Source organism: Burkholderia sp. Ap-955 (genome assembly GCF_011753045.1).
Taxonomy (GTDB): Bacteria; Pseudomonadota; Gammaproteobacteria; order Burkholderiales; family Burkholderiaceae; genus Burkholderia; species Burkholderia lata_D.
On sequence record NZ_VWWH01000035.1, the window covers coordinates 1 to 17,670 of the forward strand.

Annotated in this window: 15 protein-coding genes; 9 read left to right on the forward strand and 6 right to left on the reverse strand. The window is 65.9% G+C overall.

Translation table 11 applies throughout. The features are described from left to right. Positions 1-529, forward strand: a 529-nt coding sequence (locus tag F3J15_RS19365; RefSeq protein WP_166893492.1) for a multicopper oxidase domain-containing protein, incomplete at its 5' end; no start/stop codon positions are given. Positions 530-712: 183 nt separating this feature from the next. Here the strand turns inward: F3J15_RS19365 and F3J15_RS19370 are convergent. Then, the gene (locus F3J15_RS19370) at positions 713-916 is read right to left on the reverse strand and encodes a cold-shock protein (RefSeq protein ID WP_006478030.1); all 204 of its coding nucleotides are present in this window, start codon (positions 914-916) and stop codon (positions 713-715) included. 544 nt (positions 917-1,460) lie between these two features. Between F3J15_RS19370 and clpS the strand changes: the two genes are divergently transcribed. The 4 genes from clpS (at position 1,461) to F3J15_RS19390 (ending at position 6,464) form a co-directional block, all read left to right on the forward strand. Next, positions 1,461-1,775: an ATP-dependent Clp protease adapter ClpS gene (gene clpS, locus F3J15_RS19375; RefSeq protein ID WP_006398529.1), complete on the forward strand. Its 315-nt coding sequence runs from the start codon at positions 1,461-1,463 to the stop codon at positions 1,773-1,775. After that, complete coding sequence (gene clpA, locus F3J15_RS19380; RefSeq protein WP_069248665.1) at positions 1,772-4,072, forward strand: ATP-dependent Clp protease ATP-binding subunit ClpA; 2,301 nt, start codon at positions 1,772-1,774, stop codon at positions 4,070-4,072. The genes clpS and clpA overlap by 4 nt, the downstream gene beginning before the upstream one ends. A gap of 104 nt (positions 4,073-4,176) precedes the next feature. Continuing rightward, positions 4,177-5,556 carry an amino acid permease gene (locus F3J15_RS19385; protein ID WP_059709661.1) on the forward strand — a complete coding sequence of 460 codons (1,380 nt, stop codon included), beginning with the start codon at positions 4,177-4,179 and terminating at the stop codon, positions 5,554-5,556. A gap of 137 nt (positions 5,557-5,693) precedes the next feature. After that, positions 5,694-6,464: a hypothetical protein gene (locus F3J15_RS19390; protein WP_089440848.1), complete on the forward strand. Its 771-nt coding sequence runs from the start codon at positions 5,694-5,696 to the stop codon at positions 6,462-6,464. 52 nt (positions 6,465-6,516) lie between these two features. On the opposite strand, the gene dut is transcribed toward F3J15_RS19390, so the two are convergent. The 5 genes from dut to F3J15_RS19415 form a co-directional block, all read right to left on the reverse strand. Further along, positions 6,517-6,963 (reverse strand): dUTP diphosphatase, encoded by a 447-nt coding sequence (gene dut / locus F3J15_RS19395; protein ID WP_021160741.1) that lies wholly within the window; start codon positions 6,961-6,963, stop codon positions 6,517-6,519. 55 nt (positions 6,964-7,018) lie between these two features. Then, entirely contained in the window at positions 7,019-8,230 is a 1,212-nt protein-coding gene (gene coaBC / locus F3J15_RS19400) for a bifunctional phosphopantothenoylcysteine decarboxylase/phosphopantothenate--cysteine ligase CoaBC (RefSeq protein ID WP_166893494.1), read from the reverse strand. Between the two features lie 67 nt (positions 8,231-8,297). After that, the gene (gene lspA / locus F3J15_RS19405) at positions 8,298-8,798 is read right to left on the reverse strand and encodes a signal peptidase II (RefSeq protein ID WP_069248662.1); all 501 of its coding nucleotides are present in this window, start codon (positions 8,796-8,798) and stop codon (positions 8,298-8,300) included. Between the two features lie 2 nt (positions 8,799-8,800). Then, positions 8,801-11,638, reverse strand: coding sequence for an isoleucine--tRNA ligase (gene ileS, locus F3J15_RS19410; RefSeq protein WP_166893496.1), 2,838 nt, complete (start codon positions 11,636-11,638; stop codon positions 8,801-8,803). A gap of 102 nt (positions 11,639-11,740) precedes the next feature. Next, the gene (locus F3J15_RS19415; RefSeq protein ID WP_089446268.1) at positions 11,741-12,733 is read right to left on the reverse strand and encodes a bifunctional riboflavin kinase/FAD synthetase; all 993 of its coding nucleotides are present in this window, start codon (positions 12,731-12,733) and stop codon (positions 11,741-11,743) included. 122 nt (positions 12,734-12,855) lie between these two features. On the opposite strand from F3J15_RS19415, the gene purN reads away from it, so the two are divergent. From purN to F3J15_RS19435, 4 genes are all read left to right on the forward strand, one after another. Then, a complete protein-coding gene (gene purN, locus F3J15_RS19420; RefSeq protein WP_166893498.1) occupies positions 12,856-13,518 on the forward strand; it encodes a phosphoribosylglycinamide formyltransferase in 663 nt (220 codons plus the stop codon). Continuing rightward, complete coding sequence (locus F3J15_RS19425) at positions 13,515-14,780, forward strand: RsmB/NOP family class I SAM-dependent RNA methyltransferase (protein WP_069248658.1); 1,266 nt, start codon at positions 13,515-13,517, stop codon at positions 14,778-14,780. Before purN ends, F3J15_RS19425 begins: the two co-directional genes overlap by 4 nt. A gap of 18 nt (positions 14,781-14,798) precedes the next feature. Then, complete coding sequence (locus F3J15_RS19430; protein ID WP_166893500.1) at positions 14,799-16,163, forward strand: mechanosensitive ion channel domain-containing protein; 1,365 nt, start codon at positions 14,799-14,801, stop codon at positions 16,161-16,163. A gap of 215 nt (positions 16,164-16,378) precedes the next feature. Next, the gene (locus F3J15_RS19435; RefSeq protein ID WP_069248656.1) at positions 16,379-17,572 is read left to right on the forward strand and encodes an acyl-CoA desaturase; all 1,194 of its coding nucleotides are present in this window, start codon (positions 16,379-16,381) and stop codon (positions 17,570-17,572) included. Positions 17,573-17,670 lie beyond the last annotated feature (98 nt).

Sequence of the window (17,670 nt, forward strand, 5' to 3'; positions counted from 1 at the left end):
TGGTAGCCTGCCGCCCGATCCGGCGCTGGCCCTGGCCGACGTCGCATTCGCGCCGGCCGCCGCACGCGCGCTGCCGACGACCCTGCGCGCGGTGCCGCCGCTGGGCGAGCCGGTCGCGCACAAGGCGGTCGCGTTCGGCGAAGAGATGGACATGGACGCGATGATGAAGGGCGCGGCGCACGGCCGCCCGGCGGGCATGCGCTTCACGATCAACGGCGACATCTACGCGCCGCATCGCGCGACGCTGACGAGCCGTCGTGGCGACGTCGAGCGCTGGACGATCCGCAACGGCACCGACATGGATCACCCGTTCCACCTGCACGGCACGCAGTTCCAGGTGATCGAGCGCGCGTCGGGCGGTTCGCGCACGAGCGAACCGTTCCGCGCGTGGCGCGATACGGTGAACGTGCGCAGCGGCGAAACCGTGACGATTCTCGTCACGCAAGACATGCCCGGAGAGCGCATGTTTCATTGCCACATTCTCGAACACGAGGATCTCGGCATGATGGGCACGCTGAAGGTCGTGTAACGAGTGGTGATTATGTTTCACGCGCGGGATGAGTATCCGATCTGCGCGTGTGACAAGACAATGTGTGTTCAATTATCGGGATTGAACGAAAAGGCCGGCCAATCGATAATCGATTGGCCGGCCTCAAATAAAGAAACCCGGCGCAATACATGCGCCGGGTTTCTTCGTCTGATATCCGGTGCCTTATGCGGCCTGGATGTTCGACGCTTGCTTGCCCTTCGGTCCTTGAACGACGTCAAAGCTCACCTTCTGGCCTTCCTTCAGCGTCTTGAAGCCATTCATGGTGATAGCCGAGAAGTGCGCAAACAGATCCTCACCGCCCTCATCGGGAGTGATGAAACCGAAGCCCTTCGCGTCGTTGAACCACTTAACGATACCAGTTGCCATTTCCTACTTCCCCTGTCACACAGTCGCTGCTACTTACCACGAGCACGCTCGAAAAGCTAAACGACCTGAAAACGCAGCCGTTCCCCCCTCACAAGCTCACCTCGGCCTCTTTCATTTTGCCAACCGGCAAATTGAAAAAAGTGCCAGCTTGATTGTTGGCGCTCTTTATTGGAGTGTCAAGTGGAATTTTTAGACGTTTAGAGGGACGTTGTAAAGAACCCATTTTCAGGGTTTTTCCGGCTTTGCTTAGCAGAACGCGGCCGAGCGCGAGGTCTTGAAAAGCCGCATAATCGGCTCATATACCAGGCTCGAGTGACACGCGTTCGAGTCGTCCCGGCTTGTGGGATACTGGATGCGGACACGACGTTCCGGTGCGGTTCCCCTGACGGTTCGTGTTCCGCGCCACGCGTGAAAGCCGGCACCGCAGCCGGCTTTCGTATGGCGCGAAGAAGATCGCGTGTTCCGGGATTCCGGGGAGGGCGCCGGCCGGTCGGTCGGGTAATGGCAGGATTGCGGGCCTGTCCGAGTTGTTTAGAATGGGTGTATGGCGATTATCCCGGACAAGCAGGACAGCACCGTCCTGGAACGCAAGCAGCAGAAGCTCAAGCCGCCTTCGATGTACAAGGTGGTGCTGCTGAACGACGACTTCACGCCGATGGAATTCGTCGTGATGGTGGTCCAGGAGTATTTCAAGAAGGATCGCGAGACGGCCACGCAGATCATGCTGAAGGTCCATCGCGAAGGGCGAGGGGTATGTGGGGTCTATACGCGGGACATCGCGTCGACCAAGGTTGAGCAAGTCGTTACCCATGCGCGGCAGGCCGGGCATCCGCTGCAGTGCGTGATGGAGGAAGCATGATTGCCCAGGAATTGGAAGTCAGCCTGCACATGGCGTTCATGGAAGCACGCCAGGCGCGCCATGAGTTCATTACGGTCGAGCATTTGCTGCTGGCTCTGCTGGATAATCCGACGGCAGCCGAGGTGTTGCGCGCGTGCGCGGCAAACATCGAGGACTTGCGTCAGAACCTGCGCAATTTCATCCACGACAACACACCTACCGTCCCGGGTACCGACGATGTCGATACCCAGCCGACGCTCGGTTTCCAGCGCGTGATCCAGCGCGCGATCATGCACGTCCAGTCGACGTCGAACGGCAAGAAGGAAGTGACCGGCGCGAACGTGCTGGTCGCGATCTTCGGCGAGAAGGATTCGCACGCCGTGTACTACCTGCAGCAGCAGGGCGTCACGCGCCTCGACGTCGTGAACTTCATTTCGCACGGCATCGCGAAGACGAGCAGCGGCGAAGCCGCGAAGTCGGCTGACGCGAACGCGGAAAGCGAAGACGCGAATGCGCAGAAGGAAACGCCGCTCGCGCAATTCACGCAGAACCTGAACCAGATGGCGAAGGACGGCCGCATCGATCCGCTGATCGGTCGCGAGCCCGAGGTCGAGCGCGTGGTCCAGGTGCTGTGCCGCCGCCGCAAGAACAATCCGTTGCTCGTCGGCGAGGCCGGCGTCGGCAAGACCGCGATCGCGGAAGGGCTCGCCTATCGCATCACGCGCGGCGAAGTGCCGGACATCCTCGCGAACGCGCAGGTCTATTCGCTCGACATGGGCGCGTTGCTCGCGGGCACCAAGTACCGCGGCGACTTCGAGCAGCGTCTGAAGACGGTGCTGAAGGAGCTGAAGGAGCGTCCGCACGCGATCCTGTTCATCGACGAGATCCACACGCTGATCGGCGCGGGCGCCGCGTCGGGCGGCACGCTCGATGCGTCGAACCTGCTGAAGCCGGCGTTGTCGTCGGGCGTGCTCAAGTGCATCGGCGCGACCACGTTCACCGAATATCGCGGCATCTTCGAGAAGGACGCGGCCCTGTCGCGGCGCTTCCAGAAGGTCGACGTGACGGAGCCCACCGTCGAGCAGACGGTCGCGATCCTGCGCGGGCTGAAGTCGCGCTTCGAGGAGCATCACGGCGTCAAGTATTCGTCGGGTGCGCTGTCGGCCGCGGCCGAACTGTCGGCGCGCTTCATCACCGACCGTCACCTGCCGGACAAGGCGATCGACGTGATCGACGAAGCGGGCGCCGCCCAGCGCATTCTGCCGAAGTCGAAGCAGAAGAAGACGATCGGCAAGAGCGAGATCGAGGAAATCATCTCGAAGATCGCACGCGTGCCGCCGCAGAGCGTATCGCAGGACGACCGCAGCAAGCTGCAGACGCTCGACCGGGACCTGAAGAGTGTCGTGTTCGGCCAGGATCCGGCGATCGACGCGCTGGCTGCGTCGATCAAGATGGCGCGCGCGGGCCTCGGCAAGATGGACAAGCCGATCGGCGCGTTCCTGTTCTCCGGCCCGACGGGCGTCGGCAAGACCGAAGTGGCGCGCCAGCTCGCGTTCACGCTCGGCATCGAGCTGATCCGCTTCGACATGTCGGAATACATGGAGCGTCACGCGGTGAGCCGCCTGATCGGCGCGCCGCCGGGCTACGTCGGGTTCGACCAGGGCGGCCTGCTGACCGAAGCCGTCACGAAGAAGCCGCACTGCGTGCTGCTGCTCGACGAAATCGAGAAGGCGCATCCGGACATCTTCAACGTGCTGCTGCAGGTGATGGACCACGGCACGCTGACGGACAACAACGGCCGCAAGGCGGATTTCCGCAACGTCATCATCATCATGACGACGAACGCGGGCGCCGAGTCGATGCAGAAGGCGACGATCGGCTTCACGACGCGCCGTGAAACGGGCGACGAGATGACCGACATCAAGCGCCTGTTCACGCCGGAGTTCCGCAACCGTCTGGATTCGATCATCAGCTTCCGCTCGCTCGATGAGGAAATCATCATGCGTGTGGTCGACAAGTTCCTGATCCAGCTCGAGGAACAGCTGCACGAGAAGAAGGTCGACGCGCTCTTCACCGACGCGTTGCGCAAGCATCTCGCGAAGCACGGCTTCGACCCGCTGATGGGCGCGCGGCCGATGCAGCGGCTGATCCAGGACACGATCCGCCGTGCGCTGGCCGACGAACTGCTGTTCGGCAAGCTGCTGAACGGCGGTCACGTGACGGTCGACGTCGACGAAGGCGACAAGGTGCAGTTGTCGTTCGACAAGCTCGGGAACCCGCCGCACAAGCCGAACGAAGAGGCGGTCGAAGTCGAGTAAGCGATAATCGGGTAGTTCATGCGAACGGCGCGGGATGTTTTCCGCGCCGTTTCGTTTTATCTGGCGCCGGCGGCGCGATGGTGGTGCAGGGGAGTGGCAACACAGTGACACAACAACAACGGACGTTCGACGACATCGTCGCGCGCGAACAGGGTTTGCGCCATGCGCTGACGTCTGGGCAGATGGCGATGATCGCGATCGGCGGCGCGATCGGTACGGGGCTGTTCCTCGGCAGCGGGTTCGCGATCGGGCTCGCCGGCCCGAGCGTGCTGGTCTCGTATGCGATCGGCGCGCTGATCGCGCTGCTGCTGATGGGCGCGCTCGCGGAAATGACAGTCGCCCATCCGACGGCCGGCTCGTTCGGCGCGTACGCCGAGCACTATGTCGGCCCGCTGGCGGGTTTCCTGGTGCGCTATGCGTACTGGTTCGCGGTCGTGTTCGCGATCGGCACCGAGATCAGCGCGATCGCCGTGTTCATGAAATACTGGTTCCCGGCGGTGCCCGGCTGGTACTGGGTGATCGGCTTCTCCGCGCTGCTGATCGCCGTGAACCTCGCGAGCGTCACGCTGTACGGCACGGTCGAATACGCGTTCTCACTGCTGAAGATCGCGGCGATCGTCGTGTTCATCGTGCTCGGCGCCTATCTCGTGTGGTCGGCGCCGGCCGCGTCGGGCATCGGTTTCGCGAACTACACCGCGCACGGCGGCTTCATGCCGAAGGGGCCGTGGGGCACCTGGGTCGCGGTGATCGTCGCGATCTTCAGCTACATGAGCATCGAAGCTGTCGCAATTGCAGCCGGCGAGGCGCGCGATCCGCAGCACGCGGTCACGCGCGCGTTCCGCTCGACCGTGTTCCGGCTCGTGCTGTTCTACCTGCTGACGCTGTCGCTGATGCTCGCGATCGTGCCGTGGACGCAGGCCGGCACCGACGAAAGCCCGTTCGTGAAGGTGATGGCCGCGACGCATGTGCCGTACGCGGCAGGCGTGATCAACTTCGTGCTGTTGATCGCGGCGCTGTCGGCGATGAACAGCCAGCTTTACGTGACGACGCGGATGATGTTCAGCCTGTCGCGTGCGCGGCTCGCGCCCGCGGTGTTCGGCCGGCTCGGCACGAACGGCGTGCCGCGCGCGGCGCTGTGGATCTCGACGAGCGGTGTCGCGGTTGCGGCCGTGCTGGTCGCGCTGGCGCCCGACACCGCGTTCACCGTGATGATGGCGATCGCGATGTTCGGCGCACTGTTCACGTGGCTGATGATCTTCGTCACGCACCTGCGCTTCCGTTCGCGCTATCGCGGCCCCGCGCTCGCATTCCGGATGTGGGGGCACCCGTTCGGCAGCCTGCTCGGTGCGGGCCTCGTCGCGGCGATCCTGTTCACGACCGCGTTCACGCGCGAATTCCGGATGACGATGGTGGTCGGCGTCGTGTTCGTCGTGCTGCTCACCCTCGCATACGCGCTGCATTACCGGCACCAACACGCACGTTGAGGGTCACGGCGCGGCCCGCACGCGCCGATTCGCCGCTCGCTAAGGTTCCGTTAAGCCTGCGGCGACTACATTCGATCCTGTCTGCAAGGCAGGCCGGCATGCGCTGGCCCGCCGCTTTCCTGCAAAAAGGGGTTCGAATGAACAAACTTCCCGAAATCACGCTCGCGTTCTGGATCATGAAGATCTGCGCGACGACGCTCGGCGAAACCGGCGGCGACCTGCTGTCGATGACGCTGAACGTCGGCTACGCGGTGAGCTCCATCCTGCTGTTCGGCTTCTTTCTCGTGACGTTGGGCGCACAGCTCAGGACGACACGCTATCGCCCGGCGATCTACTGGGCCGTGATCGTCGCGACGAGCACGGCCGGCACGACGATGTCCGACTTCATGGACCGCACGCTCGGCCTCGGCTATGCGGCCGGCTCGTCGATTCTCGTCGCGATCCTGCTGGCGATCTTCGCCGTGTGGCGCCTCAGCGGCGAATCGCTGTCGGTCGACCTGATCCGCACGCGCAAGGTCGAGCTGCTGTACTGGATCGCGATCCTGTTCTCCAACACGCTCGGTACTGCGCTCGGTGACTTCCTCGCGGACAGCTCGGGGCTCGGCTTCGGTGGCGGCGCGCTGCTGATCGGCGGGCTGCTCGCGGTGATCGTGCTGGCGCACTATTTCACGCGTATCTCCGGCGTGCTGCTGTTCTGGGCCGCGTTCGTGCTCACGCGTCCGTTCGGTGCGACGGTCGGCGACCTGCTCACGAAGCCGGTGGCGAAGGGCGGACTCGCGCTCGGCACGATCGGCTCGTCGGCGGTGCTGCTCGGGGTGCTGGTCGCGATGGTGATCTACGCGATCGTGGCTCAATCGCGGCAGCGCGACCTGGCGCCCGCGCGGATCGCGCAAGCCGTCGAGGAGTGACGGCGAAGGAATGGAAAAAGGGGCCGCGAGGCCCCTTTTTTCGTTGCGTCGTTCAGTGACGGCCGGTGCTGCCGAAGCCGCCCTCGCCACGATCGCTTTCGGCGAAGTCGTCGACGATGTTGAACTGCGCCTGCACGACCGGCACGATCACGAGCTGGGCGAGCCGCTCGAACGGATTCAGCACGAACTCGGTCTGGCCGCGGTTCCAAGTCGAGACCATCAGCTGGCCCTGGTAGTCGGAATCGATCAGGCCGACGAGGTTGCCGAGCACGATGCCGTGCTTGTGGCCGAGGCCCGAGCGCGGCAGGATCAGTGCCGCGTAGCCGGGATCGGCGAGATGGATCGCGAGGCCGGTCGGCACGAGCGTCGTTTCGCCCGGCTGCAGCGTGACCGGTGCATCGAGGCACGCACGCAGGTCGAGGCCCGCGCTGCCGGTGGTCGCGTAGGCGGGCAGGTAGTCGCGCATGCGCGCGTCGAGAATCTTCAGGTCGAGTTTCATGCGGTCGTCGGATGGGTCGGGAAGGGCGCGGCAGCGACGGCCGCCGCGCGGGAGATCAGATCAGGCGATTGTCGGGCAGGCGCTTCGCGATTTCCGCGACGAGCGTATGCGCGAGTTCGTCCTTCGGTGCGCGCGGTAGCCGCGTGAGACCGGCGGCCTCGAACAGCACGACTTCGTTGTCGTCGCGACCGAACGTCAGCGGGCCGAGGTTGCCGACCAGCAGCGGCACGTTCTTGCGCTTGCGCTTCTCGTCGCCGTGCACGTCGAGGTCGCCGCTTTCGGCCGCGAAGCCGACGCAGAACGGCGGATCGGGCAGCGCCGCGACCGACGCGAGGATGTCGGGGTTCTCGACGAACGCGAGCGCGGGCACCTTGTGGTCGGCCGTCTTCTTCATCTTGTGCTCGGCCGGCTGGGCGACGCGCCAGTCGGCGACCGCAGCGACCGCGATGAAGATGTCGGCATCGGCGACCGCATGCATGACCGCATCGTACATCTGCTGGGCAGTCTGCACGTCCTGACGGTAGACGCCCCACGGCGTGTCGAGCGCCACCGGCCCCGCGACGAGATGCACGTCGGCGCCGGCCTGCTGCGCGGCGCGCGCGAGCGCGAAGCCCATCTTGCCGCTCGAGCGGTTCGTGAGGCCGCGCACCGGATCGAGCGGTTCGAACGTCGGGCCGGCCGTGATCAGCACGCGCCGGTGCGCGAGCACCTTCGGCGCGAAGTGCGCGACGATCGCTTCGTAGATCGCCTCGGGCTCGAGCATGCGGCCGTCGCCGACTTCGCCGCACGCCTGCGCGCCCGAATCCGGGCCGAGCACCGACACGCCGTCCGCGCGCAGTTGCGCGGCGTTGCGTTGCGTGGCCGGGTTCTGCCACATCTGGCGGTTCATGGCGGGCACGACGAGCAGCGGGCAATCGCGCGCGACGCACAGCGTCGACAGCAGGTCGTCCGCGAACCCGTGTGCGAGCTTCGCGAGGAAGTCCGTCGACGCGGGTGCGATCACGATCGCATCGGCTTCGCGCGACAGGTCGATGTGCGCCATGTTGTTGTCGATGCGCGCGTCCCACTGGCTCGTGTAGACGGGCCGGCCCGACAGCGCCTGCATCGTGACGGGCGTGATGAACTGGGTGGCGGCGTCGGTCATCGCGACCTGCACGGTCGCGCCGGCCTTCACGAGCAGCCGCGTGAGCTCGGCGATCTTGTAGCAGGCGATGCCGCCCGTCAGGCCGAGAACGAGGTGTTTTCCTGCGAGTTCTGCGTGTGCCAACTCAGGCCTCCAAGGGTCAAACGGAACGGCCGGCGCGAAGCCGGCCGTCGACGCCGAGTATGCGCGCTTAGCGCGAGCCGCGCACGCGACGCAGTTCGTCGTAGATCAGCAGCACCGCGCCGACCGTGATCGCGGAATCGGCGAGGTTGAACGCCGGGAAGTGCCAGGCGCCGAGATGGAAATCGAGGAAGTCGATCACGTGGCCGTAGACGAGCCGGTCGATCACGTTGCCGAGTGCGCCGCCGAGGATCATGGCGAGCGACAGGCTGAACAGCCGCTGCTGGCCGTGACGCTTCAGCAGGAAGCAGATCACGAGCGTCGCGGCGATGCCGAGCGCGGTGAACGCCCAGCGCTGCCAGCCGCCGGCGGTCGACAGGAAGCCGAACGCGGCGCCGCGGTTGTACACCAGCACGAGGTTGAAGAACGACGTCAGCTCGTGCTGCGCGCCGTACGCGAACGTCTTCAGGATCGCGATCTTCGACAGCTGGTCGAACAGGATCACGATCAGCGAAATGCCGAGCCAGGGCGCGAGCGCGCCGCTGGCCGGTTTCGACAGGGTTTTCGCCATAGTTAAGCAGCGCTCCGGATTTCGCCGTTTTCGAACAGGTTGGAGAAGCAGCGGCCGCACAGCGTCGGATGATCGGCATGCGCACCGACATCTTCACGGTAGTGCCAGCAGCGCTCGCACTTCTGGTACTTCGACGCAGCCACGTCGACGCTTTCATGCGCTTCGTCGTCGACCTTGACGACCGTCGCGGCCGACGTGATCAGCACGAACTTCAGATCGTCGCCGAGGCTCGTGAGCGCGTCGTAGCGCGCGCCGCTCGCGTGCACCGCGACTTCGGCCTGCAGCGACGAACCGATGCGGTTCGCGGTGCGTGCCTCCTCGAGCGCCTTCGTCACGTTGCCGCGCACCTCGCGCAGCAGCGCCCACTTCTCGATCAGCGCGGCCGAGCCGTCGACTTCCGGATACGCGTAGTAGGTTTCCGTGAAGATCGTGTCGCTGGCCGGCTGGAACACCTTCCACGCTTCTTCCGCCGTGAACGACAGGAACGGTGCGAGCACGCGCAGCAGGCCGTGCGTCAGGTGGTACAGCGCGGTCTGCGCGGAGCGGCGTGCGCGCGAATCGGCCGCGCTCGTGTACAGGCGGTCCTTCAGCACGTCGAGGTAGAAGCCGCCGAGGTCTTCCGAGCAGTACGTCTGCAGCTTCGCGACGACCGGGTGGAATTCGTACTTCTCGTAGTGGCCGAGCAGCTCCGTCTGCAGCTGCTGCGAGAACGCGACCGCATAGCGGTCGATCTCGAGCCATTCGTCGACCGGCACGGCGTGCTGCGCGAAGTCGAAGTCCGACAGGTTCGCGAGCAGGAAGCGCAGCGTGTTGCGGATGCGGCGATAGCCTTCGGTTACGCGCTTCAGAATTTCCTCGGAGATCGCGAGCTCGCCCGAGTAGTCGGTCGAGGCGATCCACAGGCGGATGATTTCCGCGCCGAGACGGTTCGCGACTTCGTGCGGGTCGATGCCGTTGCCGAGCGACTTGCTCATCTTGCGGCCTTCGCCGTCGACCGTGAAGCCGTGCGTGAGCAGGCCCTTGTACGGCGCGCGGCCGTCGATCATCGACGCCGTGAGCAGCGACGAGTGGAACCAGCCGCGGTGCTGGTCGGAGCCTTCGAGGTAGAGGTCGGCCGGGAACTGCAGCTGATCCTTGTGCGAGCCGCGCAGCACGTGCCAGTGCGTCGTGCCCGAATCGAACCACACGTCGAGCGTGTCGCGGTTCTTTTCGTACAGGTTCGCGTCGTCGCCGATCAGCTCGCGCGGGTCGAGCGTCTGCCACGCCTCGATGCCCGACTGCTCGACGCGTTTCGCGACTTCCTCGAGCAGCTCGAGCGTGCGCGGATGCAGCTCGCCGGTTTCCTTGTGCACGAAGAACGCCATCGGCACGCCCCACTGGCGCTGGCGCGACAGCGTCCAGTCGGGACGGTTCGCGATCATGCTGAACAGGCGCTGCTTGCCCCACGACGGGTAGAACGCGGTGGCGTCGATGCCTTCGAGCGCGGTTTCGCGCAGCGTCTTGCCGCCGTCGCGCGGCGTCACGTCCATGCCGGCGAACCACTGCGACGTCGCGCGGTAGATGATCGCCGTCTTGTGGCGCCAGCAGTGCATGTAGCTGTGCTTGTAGTGCTCGCTGCGCAGCAGCGAGCCGGCCGCGTTCAGCGCGTCGACGACCTTCGGGTTTGCGTCCCAGATCGACAGGCCGCCGAACAGCGGCAGCGATTCGATGTAGCGGCCGTCGCCCATCACCGGGTTGATGATGTCCGAGTCGGTCATCCCGTGCGCCTTGCAGGACACGAAGTCCTCAATGCCGTACGCGGGTGACGAGTGCACGACGCCGGTACCCGTGTCGGTCGTCACGTAGTCGCCGAGGTACACGGGTGCGGTGCGCTTGTAGCCGGGGTGAGCCGACGCGAGCGGGTGGTGGAAGCGCAGGCCCGCGAGCTTCACGCCCGGCGCGGTCGCCACGACGCGGCCGGTCAGCTTGAAGTCGGTCATGCATGCTTCGACGCGCTCTTCCGCGATGATCAGCAGCCCGCGCTCGGTGTCGACCAGCGCGTAGACGATTTCCGGATGGAGGTTCAGCGCCTGGTTCGCGGGGATCGTCCACGGCGTGGTGGTCCAGATCACGATGCCGCCTTCCGCGCGCGGCAGGGCCGGCAGGCCGAACGCCTGCGCGGTCTTTTCCGGTTCCGCGAACGCGAACATCACGTCGATCGTCGGATCGGTGCGGTCCTTGTACTCGACTTCCGCTTCCGCGAGCGCCGAGCCGCAGTCGAAGCACCAGTTCACCGGCTTCAGCCCGCGATACACGTAGCCCTTCTCGATGATCTTGCCGAGCGCGCGGATCTCTTCCGCCTCGTTGACGAAGTTCATCGTCTTGTACGGGTTGGCCCAGTCGCCGAGCACGCCCAGACGCTTGAAGCCGACCTTCTGCTTCTCGATCTGCTCGGTCGCGTACGTGCGCGCCTTGCTCATCACTTCGGCCGCCGGCAGCGACTTGCCGAACTGCTTCTCGATCTGGATCTCGATCGGCATCCCGTGGCAATCCCAGCCCGGCACATACGGCGCGTCGAAGCCGGCCATGTTGCGCGACTTGACGACGATGTCCTTCAGGATCTTGTTGACGGCGTGGCCGAGGTGGATGTCGCCGTTCGCATACGGCGGGCCGTCGTGCAGGATGAACTTCGGCCGGCCGGCGCTGGCCGCGCGGATCTTCTCGTAGATGCCGCGCTCTTCCCATTCCTTGACCCACTGCGGCTCGCGCTTGGGCAGGTCGCCGCGCATCGGGAACGGCGTGTCGAGCAGGTTGACCGGATACTTGGCCTGCGGTTTCGAATCGGCTTTCTTGTTGCTCATGATGGGATCGCTATCTAAATCTCGGGGGACGCGCGAGCGTCGTGAATCGGGTATGCGCGCGGCTGAGCGGCGCGAGGGTGCGGCGCTCAGCCGCCGTCCGGATCAGCTAATTCGGTCGGTGGCCGACGTCGCGAAGCCCGTGGCGCGGCTGCCCGGCGCGCGGTCGCGCTCGATGAAGTACGCACGCGCATTCGCGACGTCCAGCGCGATCGCGCGCGACAGCGCCTCGAGATCGTCGAATTTCGCCTCGTCGCGCAGCTTCTGCAGGAATTCGACGCGGATGAGCTTGCCGTACGCGTCGCCGTGCCAGTCGAGCAGGTGGACTTCGAGCAGCACGCGGCCCGAATCGTCGACGGTCGGGCGCAGGCCGAGGCTCGCGACGCCCGGCAGCGGGGCGGGGCCGAGGCCGTGCACCTGCACGACGAAGATGCCCGCGAGCGCCGGCCGCTTGTGTGCGATCGGCAGGTTCAGCGTCGGGAAGCCGAGGTCGCGGCCGAGCTTCAGCCCGTGCGCGACGTGGCCGCTGATCGCATAGCCATGGCCGAGCGCTTGCGCGGCCGCATCGAGATCGCCGGCCGCGAGCGCGGCGCGCACGCCCGAGCTCGAGATGCGTGTGCCGTCGCTGCCGGCCACCGTACCCATCTGCTCGACCTCGAAGCCGTACTGCGCGCCGGCCGCCTGCAGCGTGTCGAAGGTGCCCGCGCGTTTCGCGCCGTAGCAGAAATCGTCGCCGACCATCATCCAGCGCGTGTGCAGCCCGTTCACCAGCGTGCGTTCGACGAACGCCTGCGGCGACTGGCTCGCGAACGTGTGGTTGAAGTGCTCGACGACCACGCGGTCGACGCCGTGATCGCGCAGCGCCTCGAGCTTGTCGCGCAGCATCGCGATGCGCGGCGGCGCGCCGGCCGGGTTGAAGAATTCGCGCGGGTGCGGTTCGAACGTCATCACGCACACGGGCAGGCCGCGCGCGTCCGCTGCCGCGCGCACGCGCGCGAGCAGGGCCTGGTGGCCGCGATGGACACCGTCGAAGTTGCCGATCGTCAGCGCGCACGGGGCGCGGCTCTCGGCGTTGGGCAGGCCGCGGAAGACTTTCACGATAGCGGATGCAGCGTCGGGGAATGGGCGGTGGGATGCCGCAAAGCAGAAGATTATAAACGTTCGGACGGGCCGGCGGCCGAGAAGGGGGGAAACGCGGGGGCGAATGGTAAAATTCGCGGATGAAAAAACTCGTGATCCTGATTTCCGGTCGCGGCAGCAACATGGAGGCCATCGTCCGCGCGTGCGCGCAGGAACGCTGGCCGGCCGAAGTTGCGGCCGTGATCGCCAACCGGCCCGACGCGGCCGGCCTGGCATTTGCCACGTCGCACGGGGTGGCGACGGCGGTGGTCGACCACCGGTCGTTCGACGGCCGCGACAGCTTCGACGCGGCGCTCGCCGCCGAGATCGACCGATTCGCGCCCGATCTCGTGGTCCTTGCCGGCTTCATGCGCATCCTCACGCCCGCATTCGTCAGACGATACGAAGGCCGGCTGCTGAACATCCATCCGTCGCTGCTGCCGAGCTTCAAGGGCATCCACACGCATCAGCAGGCGCTCGACGCGGGCGTCGCGCTGCATGGCGCGAGCGTGCACTTCGTGATTCCCGAGCTCGACAGCGGCGCGATCGTCGCGCAGGGCGCGGTGCCCGTGCGCGCGGGCGACGACGCGGCCGCGCTCGCGCAGCGTGTGCTGACGGTCGAGCATGTGCTGTATCCGCGCGCGGTGCGCTGGTTCATCGAGGGGCGTCTGCGCCTCGAGAACGGCCGTGCAGTGGTGGCGCCGGAAGAGGCGCGCTGGATTTTCGCGGATCAACCGCATACCGAAACGAGTGAGGGCGTATGAAACTGCACGGATTCCTGATCGGCCAGACCGAGACTTTGCTGGCCGAGGTGCTGAAGTTCGCCGGCCCCGCCGATGCGACGACGAGCCGGTTCTTCCGCGCGCATCCGAAGCTCGGGCATGCCGAGCGCGGCGTGATCGCCGAGGCGGTGTTCGCGGTGCTGCGCCGCAAGATGGAGTTTTCGCACCTCGCCGAGAGCGGCACGGGCACGCCTGCGCGGCGCCTCACGCTGCTCGGCTTGATGCAGACGGCTGGCCGCAATGCGCTGAAGCCGTTCCTGTCCGACACCGAGGCCGCATGGCTCGAGCACGTGTCGAAGATCGATCCGGCGAGCCTGCCGGTGCGCATCCGCACGAACCTGCCCGACTGGATCCACCAGGCATTGTCGGCCCGTTTCGATGCCGACGAGCTCGCGCAGCTCGCGGCCGCGCTGAACTACCCGGCGCCGCTCGACCTGCGTGCCAATGCGCAGAAGGCCAGCCGTGATCAGGTCATCGACGGGTTGCGCGCGGAAGGCATCGATGCAGGCGCGACGCCGTTCGCGCCGTTCGGCGTGCGCGTGGTCGGCAAGCCGGCGCTGACGCGCCTGAAACTGTTCGAGGAAGGCGCGATCGAGGTGCAGGACGAAGGCAGTCAGCTGCTGTGCTCGCTGGTCGCGCCGCGCCGCGGCGAGATGGTCGTCGATTTCTGCGCGGGCGCGGGCGGCAAGACGCTCGCGCTGGGCGCGATGATGCGCTCGACCGGGCGCCTCTACGCGTTCGACGTGTCGGAAAAGCGCCTGGCGAAGCTGAAGCCGCGCCTCGCGCGCAGCGGGCTGTCGAACGTGAACCCCGTGCTGATCGACAGCGAACACGACGCGAAGATCAAGCGGCTCGCCGGCAAGATCGACCGCGTGCTGGTCGATGCGCCGTGCAGCGGCCTCGGCACGCTGCGCCGCAATCCGGACCTGAAGTGGCGCCAGACGCGCACCGCGATCGACGAGCTGACGCCGAAGCAGGCGTCGATCCTCGCGAGCGCCGCGCGCCTGGTGAAGAAGGGCGGCCGGCTCGTCTACGCGACCTGCAGCGTGCTCGACGCCGAGAACGAACGCATCGTCGAACAGTTCCTGGCCGACCATCCCGACTTCGTGCTGGTCCCGGCGCAGAAGGTGCTGGACGACCAGCGCATCGAGCTCGAGACGGGCGACTACCTGTCGCTGTGGCCGCACCGTCACGCGACCGACGGCTTCTTCGCCGCGGTGCTCGAACGGCGCGCTGCGCAGTAACGGCGGGCCGGACGGACGATGGAGAATCTGCAGAGCCGCCTGCTGTCGCGCCGGCTGGCATCGGTCATCAGCGATTTCCACCAGCCGGTGATGATCTGGCAGGCGGCGATCCTCATCGGCGCGCTGTGCTTCGCATGGGTGGCCGCGCGCGTCGTGCACGGCCGGATCGACGCGCGCCGCCGGGCGGCCGGACGTGCGCCCGGCGCGGGCGCGCAAAGCCTGAAGCGTGCGTTGTTCCCGTTGTTCGGCAGCGTGTTCGTGGGCGGCGCGCAGCTCGCGTTCGATCCGTTCATGTCGACGTCGCTGCTGTCGCTCGCGCTCGTGCCGCTGTTCGGCATCGGGCTGATCTACGTGCTGTTCTTCTTTGCGCGGCGCGTGTTCGCGCGCGACGGCCACACGCATGCATGGCTGTCGATCGTCGAGAAGATCGTGTCGACGGTCGTGTGGGCCGCGATGGTGCTGACCGTGCTCGGCATCCAGCGTGACGTGCTCGGCTGGCTCGACAGCGTGCAGTTCCGTGTCGCCAATGCGCATCTCACGCTGCTGTCGGTGATCTCCGGCGCGCTGTGGGTGTGCGTGACGCTGATGGTCGCGATGTGGCTCGGCTCGGTGCTCGAGGATCGCCTCACGCGCGCGACCACGCTCGACGCGAACCTGAAGGTCGTGCTGTCGCGGGTCGGCCGCGCGCTGCTCGTGTTCGCGGCGATCCTGATCGGGCTGTCGCTGGTCGGCATCGACGTGACCGTGCTCGGCGTGTTCGGCGGCGCGGTGGGTGTCGGCCTCGGTTTCGGGCTGCAGAAGATCGCCAGCAACTACGTGTCGGGCTTCATCATCCTGCTCGACCGCTCGCTGCGGCTCGGCGATGCGATCAGCGTCGGCGGCCTGCAAGGCGTCGTCACGCAGATCCGCACGCGCTACACGGTCGTGCGCGGCCTCGACGGCAACGAGACGCTGATCCCGAACGAAAAGCTGATCACCGACGTCGTGCAGAACCAGTCGTCGTACCTGACGCGCGGTTACGCGAAGGTCGCCGTGCAGGTCGCGTACACGAGCGATGTCGAGCAGGCGCTCGCGCTGCTCGCCGATGCGGCCAAGGGTGTGCCGCGCGTGCTGGCCGAGCCCGCGCCGACCCCGTACCTCGTGAGTTTCGGCGCGGACGGGATCGACCTGGAGCTCGGCTTCTGGATCGAGGATTCGGCGAAAGGCACGTCCGGCGTGCGTTCGAGCGTGAACCGCAACATCTGGCGGCTGTTCAGCGAGCACGGGATCTCGATTCCGTTCCCGCAGCGGGAAGTGCGCGTGGTCGGGTTGCCGGACGGGTTTCCCGCAGCGGACGCGGCAGCGGCCAACGGTGCGCTGGACGGGCACGCGCCGGCGGCGTAGCGGGCGCGGGCGGTCAATCGTACCGATCCTGCGGTCGAAACCGGATCGCGGGCCTTTCCCAGTCCGCGCATGGACCGCGCGGATTGCGTCAGGGCAAGAAAATATTCATTTTTTACAAAGACTTGGAACGGTTGAAGTAAAATTCTGGTCTACACGCGGTATGCTTTCATTCTTCTGACGCCAGCGTGGCGTCGCTCTCATCACGGGTAACTGCCTTGTTGAATTCTGTGCTCGATTTTCTTTCCCACGGGCTCCTGCATTTTTCGTGGTGGCAAGTCGCATTGTTCGCGCTCGCCGTCACGCACGTCACGATCATCGGCGTGACCGTCTACCTGCACCGCTGCCAGGCGCACCGCGCACTGGAGCTGCATCCGATCGCGAGCCACTTCTTCCGCTTCTGGCTGTGGATGACCACCGGCATGCTGACCGGCCAGTGGGCGGCGATTCACCGCAAGCACCACGCGAAGTGCGAGACCGAGGAAGATCCGCACAGCCCGCAGACGCGCGGCATCTGGAAGGTGTTCCTCGAGGGCGCGGAGTTGTATCGCGCGGAAGCGAAGAACGAAGAGACGATGCGCAAGTTCAGCCACGGCACGCCGAACGACTGGCTCGAGCGCAACGTCTACTCGAAGTACCCGATCCTCGGCATCAGCATGATGATGGTGATCGACGTCGCGCTGTTCGGCGTGCTCGGCCTGACCGTGTGGGCCGTGCAGATGGTCTGGATTCCGTTCTGGGCGGCTGGCGTCGTCAACGGCTTCGGTCACTTCTGGGGCTATCGCAACTTCAACTCGGCCGACGCGAGCACGAACCTGTTCCCGTGGGGCATCGTGATCGGCGGCGAAGAGCTGCACAACAACCACCACACGTTCGCGACGTCGGCGAAGCTGTCGAACAAGTGGTACGAGTTCGATATCGGCTGGATGTACATCCGCATCATGTCGGCATTCGGTCTCGCGAAGGTCAAGAAGGTCGCGCCGACGCCGCGCCTGAACAAGCCGAAGACGGTGCTCGACCAGGAAACGCTGCAGGCCGTGCTGTCGAACCGCTACGAAGTGATGGCGCGCTACGGCAAGGCCGTGAAGCGTGCGTACCGCCAGGAGCTCGCGCACCTGAAGGAAATCGGCGGCGAGAAGTACCAGATGATGCGCGGCGCGCGCAAGTGGTTCCACAAGGACGCCGACGGCCTCGACGAGCCGCAGAAGAAGCTGCTGCCGGAAATCTTCGCGAACAGCCAGAAGCTGCAAACCTATTTCCAGCTGCGCCAGGATCTCGCCGCGATCTGGGATCGTTCGACCGCATCGCGCGAACAGCTTCTCGCGCAATTGCAGGATTGGTGCCATCGCGCAGAACAAAGCGGCATCAAGGCGCTGCAGGAATTCGCGACGCGCCTGCGCCGCTACGCCTGATTCGAAATCGATTAGAATCTAAGGACGTCAAAAACCCCGCGTTGGCGGGGTTTTTTATTTGGTCCGGCAGTTTCTGAACGGTGTTCGGCAGGGCCGGA